The sequence below is a fragment of the Leifsonia sp. NPDC080035 genome (genome assembly GCF_040050925.1).
Taxonomy (GTDB): Bacteria; Actinomycetota; Actinomycetes; order Actinomycetales; family Microbacteriaceae; genus Leifsonia.
Genome location: NZ_CP157390.1, coordinates 867,488 through 884,177, shown reverse-complemented (window position 1 = coordinate 884,177; position 16,690 = coordinate 867,488). Strand labels below are relative to the sequence as shown.

General features: G+C 70.8%; 11 protein-coding genes. 3 read left to right on the top strand and 8 right to left on the bottom strand.

Annotated elements, in window-relative coordinates:
* Positions 1–8: 8 nt before the first annotated feature.
* On the bottom strand, positions 9–425 hold the full coding sequence (locus tag AAME72_RS04280; protein WP_348788998.1) for an adenylyltransferase/cytidyltransferase family protein: 417 nt from the start codon (positions 423–425) through the stop codon (positions 9–11).
* Positions 426–518: 93 nt separating this feature from the next.
* Positions 519–1,958, bottom strand: coding sequence for a Wzz/FepE/Etk N-terminal domain-containing protein (locus AAME72_RS04275; protein WP_348788997.1), 1,440 nt, complete (start codon positions 1,956–1,958; stop codon positions 519–521).
* 142 nt (positions 1,959–2,100) lie between these two features.
* Here AAME72_RS04275 and AAME72_RS04270 point away from each other — a divergent pair, with 142 nt between their 5' ends.
* From AAME72_RS04270 to AAME72_RS04260, 3 genes are all read left to right on the top strand, one after another.
* Positions 2,101–3,216, top strand: a complete 1,116-nt coding sequence (locus AAME72_RS04270; RefSeq protein ID WP_348788996.1) for a glycosyltransferase family 1 protein — start codon at positions 2,101–2,103, stop codon at positions 3,214–3,216.
* Positions 3,194–3,880, top strand: coding sequence for a DapH/DapD/GlmU-related protein (locus tag AAME72_RS04265; RefSeq protein ID WP_348788995.1), 687 nt, complete (start codon positions 3,194–3,196; stop codon positions 3,878–3,880). Before AAME72_RS04270 ends, AAME72_RS04265 begins: the two co-directional genes overlap by 23 nt.
* Positions 3,881–4,014: 134 nt before the next feature.
* A complete protein-coding gene (locus tag AAME72_RS04260) occupies positions 4,015–6,654 on the top strand; it encodes a right-handed parallel beta-helix repeat-containing protein (RefSeq protein ID WP_348788994.1) in 2,640 nt (879 codons plus the stop codon).
* A gap of 270 nt (positions 6,655–6,924) precedes the next feature.
* Here the strand turns inward: AAME72_RS04260 and AAME72_RS04255 are convergent, their stop codons facing one another.
* Genes AAME72_RS04255 through AAME72_RS04230 form a run of 6 tightly spaced genes read right to left on the bottom strand, consistent with a single transcriptional unit; the run spans position 6,925 to position 16,661 of the window.
* Entirely contained in the window at positions 6,925–8,226 is a 1,302-nt protein-coding gene (locus tag AAME72_RS04255; protein ID WP_348788993.1) for an O-antigen ligase family protein, read from the bottom strand.
* Positions 8,219–8,983 carry a CDP-alcohol phosphatidyltransferase family protein gene (locus AAME72_RS04250; RefSeq protein WP_348788992.1) on the bottom strand — a complete coding sequence of 255 codons (765 nt, stop codon included), beginning with the start codon at positions 8,981–8,983 and terminating at the stop codon, positions 8,219–8,221. The genes AAME72_RS04255 and AAME72_RS04250 overlap by 8 nt, the downstream gene beginning before the upstream one ends.
* Complete coding sequence (locus AAME72_RS04245; RefSeq protein ID WP_348788991.1) at positions 8,976–10,193, bottom strand: DUF1972 domain-containing protein; 1,218 nt, start codon at positions 10,191–10,193, stop codon at positions 8,976–8,978. Before AAME72_RS04245 ends, AAME72_RS04250 begins: the two co-directional genes overlap by 8 nt.
* A gap of 27 nt (positions 10,194–10,220) precedes the next feature.
* Positions 10,221–14,684 carry a PKD domain-containing protein gene (locus AAME72_RS04240; protein WP_348788990.1) on the bottom strand — a complete coding sequence of 1,488 codons (4,464 nt, stop codon included), beginning with the start codon at positions 14,682–14,684 and terminating at the stop codon, positions 10,221–10,223.
* A gap of 34 nt (positions 14,685–14,718) precedes the next feature.
* Positions 14,719–16,020: a hypothetical protein gene (locus tag AAME72_RS04235; protein WP_348788989.1), complete on the bottom strand. Its 1,302-nt coding sequence runs from the start codon at positions 16,018–16,020 to the stop codon at positions 14,719–14,721.
* Positions 16,017–16,661 (bottom strand): hypothetical protein, encoded by a 645-nt coding sequence (locus AAME72_RS04230; RefSeq protein ID WP_348788988.1) that lies wholly within the window; start codon positions 16,659–16,661, stop codon positions 16,017–16,019. Before AAME72_RS04230 ends, AAME72_RS04235 begins: the two co-directional genes overlap by 4 nt.
* Positions 16,662–16,690 lie beyond the last annotated feature (29 nt).

Genomic DNA, 16,690 nt, shown 5'->3' with positions numbered 1-16,690 from the left:
CGCCCGGGTCAGCCGGCCAGCGCGGCCAGCGCCTGGCGCAGCTGGGTCGAGGACGTCGTCATCGTGTACGGGAAGTAGACGACCTCCACGCCGACCGCGGCGAACTCGCGCTCCAGGCGCAGTCCCTTCTCGGTCCCGCGCCAGTCGTCGCCCTTGAAGAACACGTCGAAGCGCAGCTCGCGCCACATGTCCAGCTTGTCGGGCACCGTCTCGGCGACCGCCTCGTCCACGTAGGCGATGCTGCGCACGATCTCCAGGCGCTCGGCGAGCGGGATGACCGGGTCGATGCCCTTCGTGAGCCGCAGCATCTCGTCGGAGACCACTCCGGCGATCAGGTGGTCGCACTCGCTCTTCGCGTGCTTGAGGATGTTCAGGTGTCCGATGTGGAACAGGTCGAACGCCCCTGCTGCGTAGCCGACGGTCACGAGGGTCCCCTTCGCTCGATGAGAAGTACTCGGCTATTCTTCCAGAAAAGTGAGTATTTGTCACCAAAAGGAAACCGGCCGTTCGCCGAGTGTTCAGGCGAGCGACTCCTGGTTCTGCGTTCCCGGGAAGTCGGACGGCTGACGGTCCGTGTGCGCGACCGTGCGCAGCCGGCTCTTCTTGTGGCGCGTCCGCGCGTCGTTCGGAAGCCAGGTCTGAGCGACGACGATGCGGCGCCAGCGCGGGACTCCCGTCATGAGCACGCCGAGAGGGCGCACGTTGGAGAGCTCGAGCTGCGCGAGCAGGCGGCTCACGTCGCTCGGGCGCGTCTTCGCGTACTCCGTGACCAGCACGACGGTGTCCGCGTCCTGGGTGGCGAGCTCGATGTCGATGGGGCGGGCGCCGTGCGTCGACTGCATCACGATGAGGGCGAACGACTCCTCGAGCTCGGAGAGGATGCCGCTGATCCGCGTGGCCACCGCATCCCGCATCGGGAGGCGGCTGTGCCGGCCGACGGGGAGGATCGCCGTGCCGCTGGTCGAGTCGACGATCGCGTCCGCCAGCGAGGCCTCGCCGTCGAGGACGGTCGCGAGTCCGACCTCGCTGAGCCGGGCGTCGGCGGGAAGGGATCGGGCGGACGCCACGTCCGCCTCGAGCACCAGCGTCTTGCGCCCCGATGACTCGGCGGCGACCGCGAGCTGCACGCGGGAGTCCTTGGCCGCACCGTGCCCGCCCGCTGGGATGAGGGTCAGGATCCGCGGCAGGCGCCCGGCCGAGAGCAGCCCGATGTTCGTCAGCACCTCGCTGTACGCGCTGACGGCGTCGCCGGCGCGGGGCCGCCGGAGGAGGCCCTCCCAGCCGCGCTTGCGCCGCGGCAGCTGGCCGACGAGCGGAAGGCCGCCGATCTTGCGGACGTCCGCGCTGGTGCGCAGGCGCCGGTCGGCGAGGGAGAGCAGGATCGCGAGGATCAGTCCGGCCGCGAGGCCGCTGGCCGCGCCGATCACGAGGTTCAGCGTCCGGTTGGGCGACAGCGGCTTGCTGGGGGTCACGGCGGGAACGGTGAGGACCAGCTGGACCGACGAACTCGCCTTCGCGGAGCTCGACGCCGCCTCCAGGCGGGCGACCTCCTGCGAGAGCTCGGAGGAGACGGCGTTGGCGATGGCGGCGGCCTGCTTGGCGTCCGCGGAGAGGGCCGTCACTCGCAGGGCGACGGTGTCGATGGGGTTCGTCGCGGAGACGCTGGTGGCGAGGGCCTCCGGAGTGGTGTCGAGGTGGAGGTCGCTGATCACCGGTCGGAGCACGTCGGGGCTGTCGACGAGGTCTGGATAGGACTTGACGCGCTGGACGCTGAACTGAGACCGGTCGAAGAGCGAGCCGCTGTCGGAGGTCACCTTGAGGAAGAGGAGCGCGTTCGCCTGGTAGGTCGGCGCAGTGGAGACGGTCACGGCCGCCGCGGTCCCGATGCCGAGGAGGAGGCAGAGTGCGATCGCGAGCCAGCGCTCGCGGAAGACTTTGAGGTAGCCGCCGAGGTCCATGTCGTGTCCAAGTCGTCGGGTGGGACAGTGCGAGTCTTTCGACAGTAACACTAAAACTGAGGATCTTTCGACACCTGAGTGGGGGGCAGAAAGTCCCTGAGAATGCGGGCAGACTTGGCGGGTATCCGGCCGATGAGAGGGGGTGAGCGAGCTGCGCGTTCTCATCGACGGCTACTGGTGGACCGGAGGACCGCCGTCCGGTCGCAACGTGCTGATCTCGCTCGTCCACGCGTGGGCCGCTGCGTTCCCGGAGGACAGGATCGTCCTCGCGCGTCCGGACCCGGGGGAGGCGAGCGCTGACCGGCTCGCGCCGCCTGCGGCTGTGACAGAGGTGCGGCTCCGCACGCCGCAGCACGCCGCCGCGGTGATGCTCGAGCTCGACGCACGCGGACGCGGCGCCGACCTGGTCCTCAGCCAGAACTTCACCCCGCTGCTGTCGCGGGCGCTCCGGGCGGTCTACGTGCACGACGTGATGTTCCAGGAGCATCCCGAGTGGTTCTCCGCGCGGGAGCGCGCCTACCTCTCTCTCATCCCGCGCGGCGCCGCTCGCGCTGACGTGATCGCGACATCGTCGCAGACCGAACGGCGTCGCATCGAGGCCCGCAATCCGCGGTTGGCCGGGCGGACGATCGCCACCGGGCTGGCGGTGTCCGAGGGGTTCCGCTCGGCTCGGAGCTCGCCGCCGGCGCTGCCCGGCCTCTCGGGCGGGTTCCTGCTCGCCGTCGGGCGGATCAACGTCCGGAAGAACCTGGAGCGTCTGGTGCGCGCGCTCGGGGATGCGGGGGTCATAACCGCGCGGTTCCCCCTGGTCGTCGTCGGCGTGCCGGACGGGCTCGCGGGCGCGTCGGCGGTCTTCGACGATGCGGTCGCCGCGGGGAGCGTCATCCGCGCGGGCTTCCTGCCGGACAGCGAGCTGAAGTGGCTGTACGAGAACTGCGCGGCGTTCGTGTTCCCGTCCCTGGACGAGGGTTTCGGCCTCCCCGTGCTCGAGGCGGCCTCGTCCGGCGCGCGGATCGCGCTCAGTGCCATCCCCGCCTTCGAGGAGTTCGGGCCGGTCGGGGACTTCTTCGACCCGCAGGACGACGCGTCCATGGTCCGCGCGGTCCGGGCGGCGATGGCGCGAGCGACCCCGGTGGACGGCCGCTGGGCCGCTGCCTACCGGTGGGACCGCGCGGTCGCCGCGATCCGCGGGGCCGCGGTCGAGGCCGGGCGGATGCGACGAGGAGGCGACAGGCGTGCTGCGACAGCTGGTCGATAAGGCGTATCGGAAGACGAGGAAGCTCGAGCAGGGCCTCGACCCCGCGCTCACCGCGGACGACATCGTGGCGTCCGTGGCTCGGCGCGTCCGGGAGCGGGCGCGCGGCGCGGTCCGCGGGCTCCCCTCCAGCTACCTGGCGCGCGGGGTGACCATCCGGAACCGGCGGCACGTGCGGCTGGGCGCCGACACCGTGATCGGGTCGGGCGTGACGATCGACGGGCTGTCCCGCCGCGGCGTCGTGCTCCGCGACGGGGTGACCGTCGACCAGGGTGCCGTGCTCAGGGGGTCCGGCGTCATCCGCAATCTCGGAGTGGGGATCCTCATCGGACCGCGCACCTCGATCGGGGCGTTCAACGTCATCCTCGGCCAGGGCGGGGTCCGCATCGGCGCCGACTGCCTGCTCGGACCGTCCGTCACCGTCGTTTCTGAGAATCACGTGTATTCCGATCCGCACCGGCCGATCCGGGAACAGGGCGAGGTGAGGGCCGAGACGGTGATCGGCGACGACGTCTGGATCGGAGCGGGCGCGGTGGTGCTGTCGGGGGCGAAGATCGGCGCGGGCGCTGTGATCGCGGCGGGTGCGGTGGTGCGCGGGGAGGTGCAGCCTGGCGAGATCGTCGGGGGCGTCCCGGCACGGAGGCTTGGCTCCCGTGCGGGGGACTGAATGGGCGATGTGACCCCCGTTCGGGTCACATTCGAGTTGTGCTCGGGCACCGAGATGGGGTAGACCGGTTACTGGTCTCGCGGGTGCTTCGGCACCCATCTTCGTCATGCCCTCCCTCTGCCTTAAGGACACCCGTGAGCCGTAGCACCCACCGTGCATCCTGGAAGCCCACCCGTCGCCAGAAGCTGGTCGCCGCTCTGACCTCGATCGGAGTCGTCGCGGCCGTCGCCGCTGTCGGCACCGTCGCGAGCGCGGCGCCCGCCACCGTCGCCGCCGGTTACACCGACGGGAGACTGCTCGTCTCCGACCCGATGACGCGCACCACTGCGCGCGGATGGGGCGCGGCCCCCGTCGGCGGCGCCTACACCGTGAACGACCCGTCGTCCTTCAGCCTTGACGGCTCCGCGGGCACCGTCCGGGTGCCGGAAGCGGGCCAGTCCCGCACCGCGACGCTCAAGGGCGTCAGCGCAGGCGACGCCCGCGCCACCTACGCCCTCGCGATCGGGAATCTGCCGACGAGCGGTCGCGGTGTCTCCACCGGCGTCCAGCTGCGTGCCACCGGCGGCTCCTACTATCGCGCCGACGTCCGCGTCGCGCCGGGAGGGACCGCCGAGCTGCAGATCGTCCGCGTCGACGGCTCCGCCACCGCACAGACCCAGCTCGCCGTGGCGACCCTCCCCTTCCGGGTCCCCGCGCACACCCTCGCCTTCCTCGAGTTCCGGGCGACCGGCACCGCCAGCGTCAACCTCGCCGCCCGGGTGTGGACCTCGGCGAGCGGGCCGCAGGCCTGGCAGGCGGTCGCGGAGGACGGCTCCGCGAAGCGGATCACCCGCCCCGGCGGCGTCGCGCTCTGGACGTATGCGTCCGCATCCTCCGGTGCGGCGACCGTGACCGTCGACAACCCGACCGTGTACAGCCTGGTCAAGGGCACCTCCGGCGGGTCGACGCCCACTCCGACCCCGACCCCCACCTCGACACCCACCCAGCCGACGCAGCCGACCGAGCCGACTCAGCCCACCGAGCCGACGCAGCCGACCCAGCCCACGCAGCCGAACCCTCCGGCCGCCGGTGGTGGCGCCCCGTCGACCGACAAGCCGGCGACCGCCACCCGCGTCTCGGCCGGGTCCGCGGCGATCGGCTCGACCTCCTACCCCGTGCCCGCGAACGCGATCTTCGTCGCGACCACGGGCAAGGACGGCGCCGCCGGCACCAGCGCGGCCCCGCTGCGCACGATCGGTTCCGCCATCGCGAAGGCCCCGAGCGGCTCGACCATCGTCGTCCGCGGCGGCTCCTACCATGAGGGGATCAGCGTCCCCGACGGCAAGAAGGTGACCATCCAGTCGTACCCGAAGGAAGCGGTCTGGCTCGACGGCAGCAGCGTCGTCGGCGGCTGGGCGGCATCCGGATCGCGCTGGGTCGCCAAGGGCTGGACCGCTCAGTTCGACGCGAGCCCGACGTACACGTTCGGGGCGCCGGACAACACGACCCCGAGCTGGCAGTTCGTGAACCCGGCCTACCCGATGGCGGCGCATCCCGACCAGGTCTGGATCGACGGCGTCGCCCAGAAGCAGGTCGCGTCCGCCGCGCAGGTGACGGCGGGAACGTTCTACGTCGACTACGCGGCCAAGCAGCTGGTGCTCGGCAGCAACCCCGCCGGACACGTCGTCCGCGCGAGCGACATCGCCAAGGCCGCGAGCATCCGCGGCGCCGGAAGCACCCTGCGCGGCATCGGCGTCACCCGGTTCGCCCCGTCGGTTCCGCACATGGGAGCGGTCACGGCCGAGAACCCCGGCATCACCATCGAGAACGTCGCGATCACCGACTGCGCCACCACCGGCCTGTTCGTGATGCAGTCCGGCTCCACGGTGCGCAACGTCACCCTCGCACGCAACGGGATGCTCGGAGCGAGCATGTCGACGGCCGACAACCTCACCGTCGACCACGTCCTCGCGTTCGGCAACAACACCGAGCACTTCAACAACTCGCCGGTCTCCGGCGGCGTGAAGATCTCGCGCTCGCGGACGGTGCACGTCACGAACAGCGTCTTCGTGGACAACGCCGGCCCCGGCCTGTGGTTCGACGAGTCCGTCTACGACGGCACGGTGGCGCACAGCGACTTCGTGAACAACGCCGGGCACGGCCTGATCACCGAGATCTCCTCGAAGTTCTCGATCGTCGACAACATCGTCTCCGGCAACGACGGTGACGGCATGAAGATCAACGACACCAGCCAGGTGCGGATCTGGAACAACACCGTCACCGGCAACGGCCGCAACATCAACCTCGTGCAGGACACCCGCCGGGCGAGCAACCTGTCCGTGCAGGGCCACGACCCGCGCCGCCCGGCGCCCGATCCCACCGTCACCTGGATCAACGGGCCGTTCGACGTGCAGAACAACGTCATCGGACAGGGCTCGGCGGACTGCCTGCTCTGCGTCCAGGACTACTCCGGCGCGTACTCCGCGGCGCAGATGGGCGTCACGGTGAAGGGCAACGTGTTCCAGCGCTCGTCGGCGTCCGCTCCGAGGACCCTGGTGGTCTGGTCGAAGGGCGCGGGGGTGTCCCAGTACACCGATCTCGCCTCGTTCACGGCCGCGACCGGCCAGGAGCGCACAGGGCTCGAGCTGACCGGCTCGCCGGCGCTCGGGAGCGGATGGAAGCTGACGGCGGCGCTCGCCGCGAAGCAGTCAGCGGTCGCGAGCCCGCTGCCCAGCGACCTGGCCGCACTCGCCGGCCTGACGGCAGCCCTCCGGCAGCTCGGCGCGTCGAGCTAGCGCGTCGCCGCCGCCTCCCGCTCTCCTGATTTGCCCCGAATCGTGGCTCCGAAGCGTCCATGACCACGATTTGGGGCAAATCGGCTATCCGCTGAGGTGCGGTTACCATCCACTGCCCCGTCCCGTTGTCGCTACCGATTCGCCACGAATGAATGCCATTCGCGAGGAACTGCGCACATCCGTGAGGAATGGATGCGGTGCCGAGAAGGTGACCGTGCGGTGGATGTGTTGCTCACAACTCCGGAGGTATCGCCCGACACACCGCCGAACTCACCGGAACTCCGGAAGATCGTGGCTGGAGAGGGCCGAGGCTCCGGAGTTGGGGGAGCTCGCTGGAGGGGCGCCGCGCAGATCCAGCCGGCGTCCCTCCAGCAGGAGGACCACCGTGAAGAACAGCACGAACATCACGTTGGTGTCCACCAGGCCGTTCTCCAGGAAGCTGCGGATGAACACGAACACCAGCAGCGGCGTGGTGATCGAGCGCAGGCCACGGGTCTGCACGCTCCAGACGAGCGCGCACAGCGCCCACGCCGCCATGATCACGACGCCGATCACCCCGGCCTGAGCCAGCGCCGAGATCCAGCTGCTGTCGAGCACCTGGTTGTCCCAGTACTGCCCGGCGACCTGCACCTGGCGCACCGCCATCCCCGAGCCCACCCAGCGAGCCCAGGTGTTGTCGGGCGTCGAGAGCACGGCGCTCCATGCGATGGTGCGGGCGCTCAGCGTGAGCAGGTTCTGACCCGTCGGGTCGCCGCGCTGGACGAGGGAGTCGACGATGCCGGTCGTCGTCACCGCGACCAGGCTCAGCGGCGCCATCACCAGCAGGCCGACCATGGCGCGCGGCGCGAGGCGGCGCGCGTGCAGGAGCACCACGAGGCAGCCGGCCAGCATCGCGAGAAGGCCGGTGCGGGACTGGGTCACGAAGACGATCCCGGCCAGCAGCGCGAAGAGCGGCAGAGCGCGCCTCCACCGGGCGTCCCCGATGAAGAGTTCGTGCATCAGGCCGATGGCAGGCGCCGCGCACAGCAGCGCGATGTCGTTCGGGTTCAGTGGCGGGAACGTCCCGGACAGCCTGCTCCCGGAGGCGAGGCTGCCGAGACCGGAGACGGTCGCGAGCAGGCCGACGCACGCCATCGAGGTCAGCAGCGTGCGCAGCACTCGCTCAGCGTCCGTCGACACGACGACGAACGCGATGGTCGCCGCCACGATCCCGAGCCGGATGGTCGAGATCCCCGCCGCGAGGCCGTTCCCCGATGCCAGGCTCCCGATCATCGCGACGGACGCGAACAGGACGAGGAAGCCCACCGAGACGAGGCCGATGCGGTGCGATCGGGGCCGCCGGGACGCGACAGAGGCCGCGACCAGGAGTGCGGCGACGCCGATGACGGCCTTGGCGACGACGACCGGGTCGAGACCTCCCTCGAAGTAGACGTCCCTCCGCCAGGGCACGATGCTCGCCAGCAGGAGGAGCCAGACGACGTAGAGGGTGCCTCGTCCTCCGTCCGTCCGCGGGGCGACCGGGGCGGCCCGCTCCGCGTTGCGGGCGAGCGCGGCGGACCGGACGTCAGTCAAGCGCTCTCACCGCCCGGAACCAGCGCACGAGGCACACCAGCAGCACGAGCACGTTGGCGGCGAAGAGGGCGGTGTACAGCACCGCGAACACGACGGGCAGGCCGAAGAGCAGGAAGACCACGCACAGCAGGCCGTAGTCCGCGGGGACGACCGCCAGCGCATAGAGGGCGCTGGTCGGCCCCGACCGCTGCAGGATCATCGCCGAGGAGCCCCGATGCAGCCGCCGTAGCTGGTCGGTCAGGATCATGCAGAAGAAGAACACAGCCGAGACGACCATGAAGCCGAGCGGGACGAGCAGCATCCCGCCGTCGACCGGGCCGAAGCGGAACCAGCTGACAAGGACGGCGGCGTGCAGGAGGCTCGCCTTGAACGCGTCGACGACGTGATCGAGCCACTCGCCGGCGAGTGAGCCGCCGCCGCGCAGGCGCGCGAGCTGGCCGTCCGCCGCGTCGAAGGCGTAGCCGACGACGAGGAGCAGCGCCGCGGCGATCCCGGTCACGATCATCGGCGGCGCGGCGGCGATCACGGCGATCCCGGCCAGGGTGAAGGCGGCGCTGATCGCCGTCACCTGGTTCGGTGTCAGCCCGATCACGAATGCGACGGCCGCGATCATCCTGCCGAGCGGGCGGTTGACGAACCGGGAATACGCCGGAGCGCCCGCGGACGGCTTCTGCGCCTTCCGCAGCGATTCGAGTGCGGCGGAGACGCTCTTGCGCTCGGGGCCGCCGAGCGTCGCGGGATGGACGGTCTCAGACACGGTCGGCCACCTCCACCGAGGTCATGGCGGGGGTCCACGCGGAGTTCTCGGTGCGCCTGGCGCGCTTGGACCGCACCGTCGAACGGGCCGCGAGCCTGCGGGCGAGCGCCTCGTAGCCCGAGGCGACGGCATCCCAGTTGTAGCGCTCCTCCGCCCGGTCGCGCAGGCGCTCGCCGGCGGCGACGGCCTGCTCCGCGGAGGCCTCTGACGCGAGGATCGCGCGGCCGGCCTCGTCCTCGTCCCGGAAGTAGCGCCCGTCGTCGCCGAGCACCTCCCGGTTGAAGACCACGTCGAACGCCGTCACCGACGTTCCGGCCCCCATCGCCCTCAGCAGCGACGGGTTGGTCCCGCCGACCGAGTGGCCGTGCAGGTAGGACAGCGCGTTCGCGTAGAGCTGGTCGAGCAGCTCCTGATCCCAGACGCCGCCGAGGAGCCGGACACGGTCGTCGACCGACGCCATCCGCTCGATCGCGTTCGTGTACTCCGCCGAGTACGGCGCCGTGCCGACGACCACCAGGGGCAGCCGGGCGTCGCTCATGCTGTAGCCCTCGACGATCATGTCCACGTGGTTCTCCGGCTCGAACCGCGCCACCACGAGGTGGTAGCCGCGCGGCTCCAGGCCGAGCTCGGCGAGCCGGTCCCGGCCGGGGGTGCGCTGGATGGGCGCGCCGTAGGTGAGCAGCTCGGTCGGCACTCCGAATTCGTCGGAGTAGTAGTCGGCGATGCCCTGCGCGTCGGCGATGAGAGCATCGGCGCTGCGCACGGCGATCGACTCGGCCGCCCGGTAGTACTGCCGGCCGACCCTGCCCCACTTGCCGCGCATCCACTCCAGCCCGTCGACGTGCACGGCGGTCGGGATGCGCCGGGTGTGCAGCAGCGGCACGAACGGTGCGTTGGCGGCGTTGAAGACGAACGCCGCGTCCGGTCGGTTACCCAGCGCGTGGGTCACCGACAGGGCGGTGTGGCTGAGCGTCTCCAGGGACTTCCGGCGCAGGGCGGGCCGGTACACCAGGCGCATGCCCAGATACTCGTCCCGCTTCTCGCCGGTCTGGTTCCTGCAGTACACGGTGATCTCGTGCCCGCGGGCCGCGAGGCGGCGGCCGATCTCATCGACCGCCGTCTCGAAGCCACCATAGGAAGCGGGCACGCCGCGAGTGCCGATCATCGCGATCCGCAGCCGGTCCGCGTTACCGCTGGCTTGGTGTCTCATTGGTCCGAGCTCCCCGTGTCCTCGTGTTCAGTTGCCGGTCTTGGTGGCGACCAGGTCGTCCCAGCTCGCCACGACCGGCGCGTTGGTGGACGACCCGGACAGGTAGGCGAAGAGGCCGATCCGGCCGGCTGCCTGCAGGGCGGCTGTCGAGTCGGTCGCCGTCCGCTGCCAGGTGGAGGGCTCGGTGGTGCCGACCTTCCAGACGCGGGCGTTCACCGTGGTCGGTGACGTGCCGTACACCTGGACCTTGATGTTCAGCCGGTCGCCGACCGCGTAGGTCAGTCCGGAGATCACCTGGTCGGCGGCGATGGCCGTCTGGGCACCGGTCGAGTCGGTCCGGGTGAGGCCGAGCGAGACTGTGCCGTTGGCGAGGAACATCACCTTGGCGCGGTAGTCGCCCTGCGTCCCGACGCCGCGCGCGATGACCGAGGTCGTCACGCCGCCGCCGGTCGGCGCCTTGTCGAGGCCGACGCTCGCCGTCACCTGCGTGTCGGTCGAGCTCACCGAGCTCAGGTAGATCGACGGACCGGATCCCGCGCCGGACATCCGCTGGTTGCCGACACCGCCGGCGACCGAGAAGTTGGCGGAGGACCCGCTCGTCGTCCACGCACCGCCCGCGTCGGCCGTGCCCCAGCCCGTCGCCACCGTGCGCCCGAAGGCGTCCTGGGCGAGGGTCGCGGGCGGGGTGACCGCGGTCACCGTGACGCTGTTCGTCGCGGAGGCGGTCGCCCCGCCGTTGTCGGTGACCGTCAGCTTCACGCTGTAGTTCCCCGCCGCGGCGTAGGTGTGGCTGGACGTGGCGCCCGTCCCTGTCGCCCCGTCCCCGTAGTCCCAGGCGTAGCCGGTGATCGTGCCGTCGGAGTCGGACGAGCCGCTCCCGTCGAACGATGCGGTCAGCCCGGAGCTGGTGGAGGAGAAGGAGGCGGTCGGGGGCACGTTCGCGGGTGCGCTGACCGTGACCTGGTGGGCGACGGGGGAGCTCGAGGCGCCCTTGTCGTCCGTGACCACGAGCGTGACCGTGTACGTGCCGGCCGCAGCGTATGCGTGGCTGGTGGTGGCGCCCGTGCCGGTCGCCCCGTCGCCGAAGTTCCAGGCGTAGGAGGCGACGGTGCCGTCGGGGTCGCTGGATGCGGTCCCGTCGACGTTCGCGGTCAGGTTGGACGCGCTCACCGAGAACGCGGCGGTCGGGGCCTGGTTCGGCGGAGTGACCGTGACCTGCTTGGTCACCGCAGCGCTCTGCGCTCCCTTGTCGTCCGTGACCACGAGCGAGACCGTGTAGGTGCCGCCTGCGGCGTAGGTGTGACTCGGGGTCGCCCCGGTGCCGGTCGCGCCGTCACCGAAGTTCCAGGCGTAGGAGGCGACGGTGCCGTCGGGGTCGCTGGATGCGGTCCCGTCGAACGATGCGGTCAGGGCCGACGACGTGGAGGTGAAGGCGGCCGTCGGCGGCTGGTTCGCGACGACGCCCGCGCCGGCCTGGTAGTGCGCCAGGATGCGGGATGCCGAGAGCGCCGTCGGGTAGACCGCGGCCTCATCCAGCTTGCCGTTGAACCACGCGCTCGACGAGCCCCAGGTGTTGTCGCCGCCGATCCGCCAGTACCCCGAGTAGTCCTGGGCGCTGGTCTGGGCGTTGGTTGCGACGAGCTGGCCGTCCACGTACAGCTTGAGGCCGTCCGAGGACTGGGTGGCCACCGCCTGGTGCCAGGCTCCGTCGTTGTAGGAGTTGGGGCTGATGGCGAGGTTCGTCTGACCCGTCCACACGCCGAACGCCAGCTGCCCGTTGTCCTGCATGTAGATGTGCCGGTCGTAGTTGCTCGACAGCCCGGACTGGGCGTTGCCGAAGCCGATCAGCTTGCCGCCGACCGTCGTTGTGGTGTTGAACCAGATCTCCTCCGTGTAGTTCAGCGGGTTGGAGGCCGATGCGCTGGAGGCGACCATGCCGCTCGACCCGTCGAAGGCGTAGGACTTGCCGATGCCGCCGGCGAGCGCTCCGCTCTGGTTTCGGGTGACGGTGCCGCTGATGACGCCGTCATTGCCGGTCACACCGGAGTCCTTGGCGGCCGAGCCGCTGGTGTCATCCAGACGCCAGTAGAGGTCGGGGCTGTCCTGGTAGACCAGCTTCCCGTAGGAGTCGGAGGGCGCCGACGGGACGGAGGAGGTGCGCCCCGTCGCGGTGTAGTGGTTCAGCACCGCGGTCGCGGAGAGCACCGACGGGTAGATCGCGACCTCGCCGATGGAGCCGGTGAAGTACTGGTTCGATCCCGTGTTCGGCCAGCCGTTCAGGTTGTCGCCGCCGAGTCGCCAGTAGCCGGAGTAGCCCTGTGCGCTCGTGACATCCGTCCGGCTGCCGGCGCGGACGCCGTCGAGGTACAGCTTCATGCCGTCGGGGCCGAGGGTCGCCGTGGCGAGGTGCCACTGACCGTCGTTGTAGCCCGGCTTGCTCGTGAGGGTGACCACACCGCCCGGGTAGACGCCGAAGGTGACGCGTCCCGAGCCGTCCATGTAGACATGGCGGTCGTAGCTGCTCGAGCTGCCGGTCTGCTGGTCGCCGAAGCCGATGATCTTCCCGCCGCTGGTGCTGGTGGTCTTGAACCAGGTCTCCAGGGTGAAGACGTTCGGGCCGGTGATCGCGGACCGGGTGTAGGTGGTGCCGTTCGACGATCCGTCGAAGGTCGACGCGGTCACACCGCTGACCGGCCCGGTGTCGCCGCGGCCCACCGTCGAGCCCGCCGTCGCATCGGTGAAGCCGACGTTGTCGTAGACGTTGGTGCCGCTCGGCTCGTTGAGGGGCCAGAGCGTCGACGCGCCGTCAGCGCTGATCAGCTGGGAGTACGAGCTCGGCGCCGCCGACGAGACCGTCACCGGGTCGGAGCGCGGGCCGATCGTGCTGTTGCCCCACGGGTCCTTCACCTGGATGCGGTAGGTGTGCGTGCTTCCCGGCGCCAGTCCCGAGTCGATGTAGCCGAGTTGCGGCAGCGACCACCACTGCGAGAGCTGGTCGGTGGAGTAGATCGGCGTCAGGCTGTTGTCGCGCAGCACCTGGTAGGTGAGCGTCGCGTCGTCGACGTCGGCCGTGCCGGTGAACGCGACGCGAGCGGTGCCGTTCGACAGCGACAGCACGCTCGGCTTGAGCGAGGTCGTGTACTGCGGGCCCTTCTTGTTCGGAGCCACGTTGCGCGTGGCGAAGGTGGCCAGGCCCTGCTGGGCCGTCCCGTCGATGCTCGTGAACTCGCCGCCCATCACCAGGTAGTTTCCGTCCGTGCCGAGCGACCAACCGCCCTGGAAGATGCCGGTGTAGCTTCCGGTGTTCACGCTCGGGTACCAGTTGAGCTGGGTCGGGATCGGCTGCCCGGAGTAGTTCGAGTTCGCACCGGGAGGCGTCTGGTCGTTGCCGGTCGCGTAGATCGTGTTCGCGATCGCGCGCTTCCAGACGGTCGGGTTCTGCTGCGGGAAGGTGTTGACCGAGGTGCAGTCGTGCGAGTGGTCGACGTAGTAGGCGACCTGGCCCATCACCTGCACGCCGTAGGTAGCGCCGTAGCAGTTGTCGAGCCAGATGAGGTCGCCGTTGCTCAGGTTCGCCGCGAACCGGCCGTCGAACCAGTGGCCGCCCTCGCCGTCCGCGCTGCCGTAGACGACGCCGTCCTTGATCAGCAGGTCCGTCGTCCACGAGCGGTTGCTGCCCTGCGCGGTCGGGATGGGCCGGCTCGTCCAGGTCTGCGTCGCGCCGGTCGCGCCGTCCACCGCGCCGATGCCGACGATGCCGGCGCCGTTCATGTTCTGGAACCGGCCGCCGACGATGACCCGGGAGCTGTCCGGCGTGACCGCCAGCGCCTCCACGATGTCGTCCGCGGTCGGCGCCCACGGGAGGAGCGCGCCGTTCGTGCGGCTGAACGCGGCCAGGTTGGTCCTGGTCTGCCCGCCCGCCGAGCTGAACGAGCCGCCGGCGTACACGGTCGTGTTGGAGACCGCGATGCCGACGATGGCGCCGCTCGCCGGAGGCTTGAAGTTCGGGTCGCGGTTGCCGGAGGGCAGATCGAACGCGACGATCTTGCTCTGAGCGATCCCGCCGACGGTGTTGAAGTCGCCGCCGACGTAGAGCTTGGTCTTGTCGGGCGACGCCTTGACGCTGCGGCCCTGCGCGCTGAGGTTCGGATCCCACGGCAGGATGGCGCCCGTCGTCACGTTGAACGCCATCGCGTTGTTGCGGGTCACCTCGTTCACGCCGGCGGCCGCGCCGGAGGGCCGCGCCTTGGTGAAGCTGCCGACCGCGTACGCGGTGTTGCCGACGACGGCCACGTTCCACACCACGCCGTTGATCTGCGGGGTGGGCAGAACGTCAGCGCTGACGGTCTGCGGCAGTGTCGACGCCGCGGAACCGGTGTCGGCGGAGGCCGCCGTCGCCGTGGCGACGCTGAGCCCGGCGGCGATGAGAACGGTCGCGGCTACGGTGCTCGCGACTGTTGTCAACCTCCGGGTGAGGGTTGAAGCGAACATGATGTCTGACTCCTGTCGGGATGGGTGCTAGGGGTTAGGAGCTGGCGCCGAGGCGGCCCTGCGAGACGAGTGCCGGCTCGGGAGCGTCGACGCGTCGTGGTGGTGCGGTGGTGCGGAGGAGGACCAGGCGGATCACCGCGCCGCCGGCGATGGAGCCGACGGCGAGGGCGATGGGCACAGTCCAGAGGGCGCCGCCCGCCCAGAGGGACAGGGCGGCGAGTGCGAGGGAGACCAGGGAGTCCGAGAGGCGGACGACGAAGACGCCCACCTGCCGTCCCCGCACGGCGGCGAGCGCCCCGTAGGGCGTGACCGCGGCGACCGACCCGGCATAGATCATCCACGCGATGACGGTCGGCAGATCGAGCGCGTGACCGGTGACGAGAGCACCGATCCAGGGGATGAGCAGGATGGAGACGCCGCCGATGAGGATCGTCGCCGCGAACAGCGCGACGACCCCCGTGTCCGCCCGGCGGCGGAGGGCCCGAAGGTCCTCCTCCTTGGCGAGGGCGAAGGAGGCGAACAGGAAGGACGAGAGGCCGCCGATGAAGAGCAGCGTCGGCGACGCGTAGATGCGCGCCGCCTCCAGCTGCCCGGTCGCCGCGAGCCCGATGACGGCGAACACGAGCGTCCTGGTCGCGGCGAGAAGGCCCGGCCGGACCGCCTGCTGCGCCGCCCGCCAGACACCATAGCGCGCGACCGCGGCGTACCCGCCGCCGACCAGTGCGACGAGCCTCCGCTCGCTGCGCGGCAGCAACGCGGCGCCGGCCGCGAGCGCGGCGAACTGACCGAGGGCGAGCGCGGCGAGGAAGTCGCCGAGCGTGAGCGGTCGCATCCCGGCGATGACGCCGAGGACCAGGACGGACACCGCCAGCGAGGTGAGGTCGGTCGCGACGATCTTCCAGAACCGCATGACTGCCATCAGCGTGCGCCGGATCACGTCCTCGAGAAGGAAGACGACCGCCGCGACCGCGAACAGCGCGGCGTCGGTCGCCGACACGAACCCGGTCGCCGCCAGGACGACCGCCGCGGCGGACGCGCTGCCGACCGCGATGATCAGCGCCCAGCCCTGCAGGGCGGACCGGACCCGCCGAGCGCCCCGATCGAGCACGGTCAGCGAGTCGCCGACGAAGCCGGTGGAGAAGCCGGTCAGGAAGACGATGACACCGTAGAGGAGGGCGAACGCGCCCAGACCCTCGATGCCGAGCGCGCGGGCCGCGAGCACCTGGAGGGCGAGGCTCGCGAGCGCCTGCGATCCCTGGGCGCACACGGCACCCACCGCGCGACCCCCGATGCGGGAGGTCGCGGCGTGGGCGGACCGGGCGCGCGCGGTGGTCATCGCGGGATGGAGCCCGTGAAGGTCGCCGGGGTGTGCGCCCCGTCGATGTCGACGTACAGGGTGGCGGTGTCCGTGCCCTTCGGGAGCTGGAACGCGTAGGCCGCATCGCGGGACGCCCCGGCCTTGAGGGTGCCGGTGAAGTCGCTCACGGCGACCTCGTCGTACACCGGCGCGGCGACCGTGTTGCCGGCGTATTTGAGGGTGACCACGACCGAGGAGAGGTCGAGCGTCTTGGAGCCGCCGTTTGCGAGGGAGATGCGGAAGACGATGTACGGAGCGCCGGTGATGATCCCCGAGCCGTGACCGGAGATCGTGCCGCGGGTGAACCCGGAGACGGAGACCTTCACGCCGTCGGTGTATGCCGCCGGCTTCGAGAACGCGGCGGAGGGCGAGGTGGCCCGCTTGCCGGCGGGCAGCTCGCCCGCCCGGTGCACGACCGGTGCGCCGGCGCCCGCGGCGACCGCCGCGGGGTGCGCGACCCCGGGAGGGGTGGACGGCGTCGGTTCCGCCGTCGCGGCCGGCTTGGACGGGTCAGCCCCGTTGTAGCCGGCGAGCTTGGTGTGTCCGCTGCAGCCGGTGAGCAGCACCGCGGCGAGAAGCGCGGATGCACCCACCAGGATGCGTGTCGATCGGTGTTCCATGATCCACCTGTGTTCCTTTCACTGCGGCG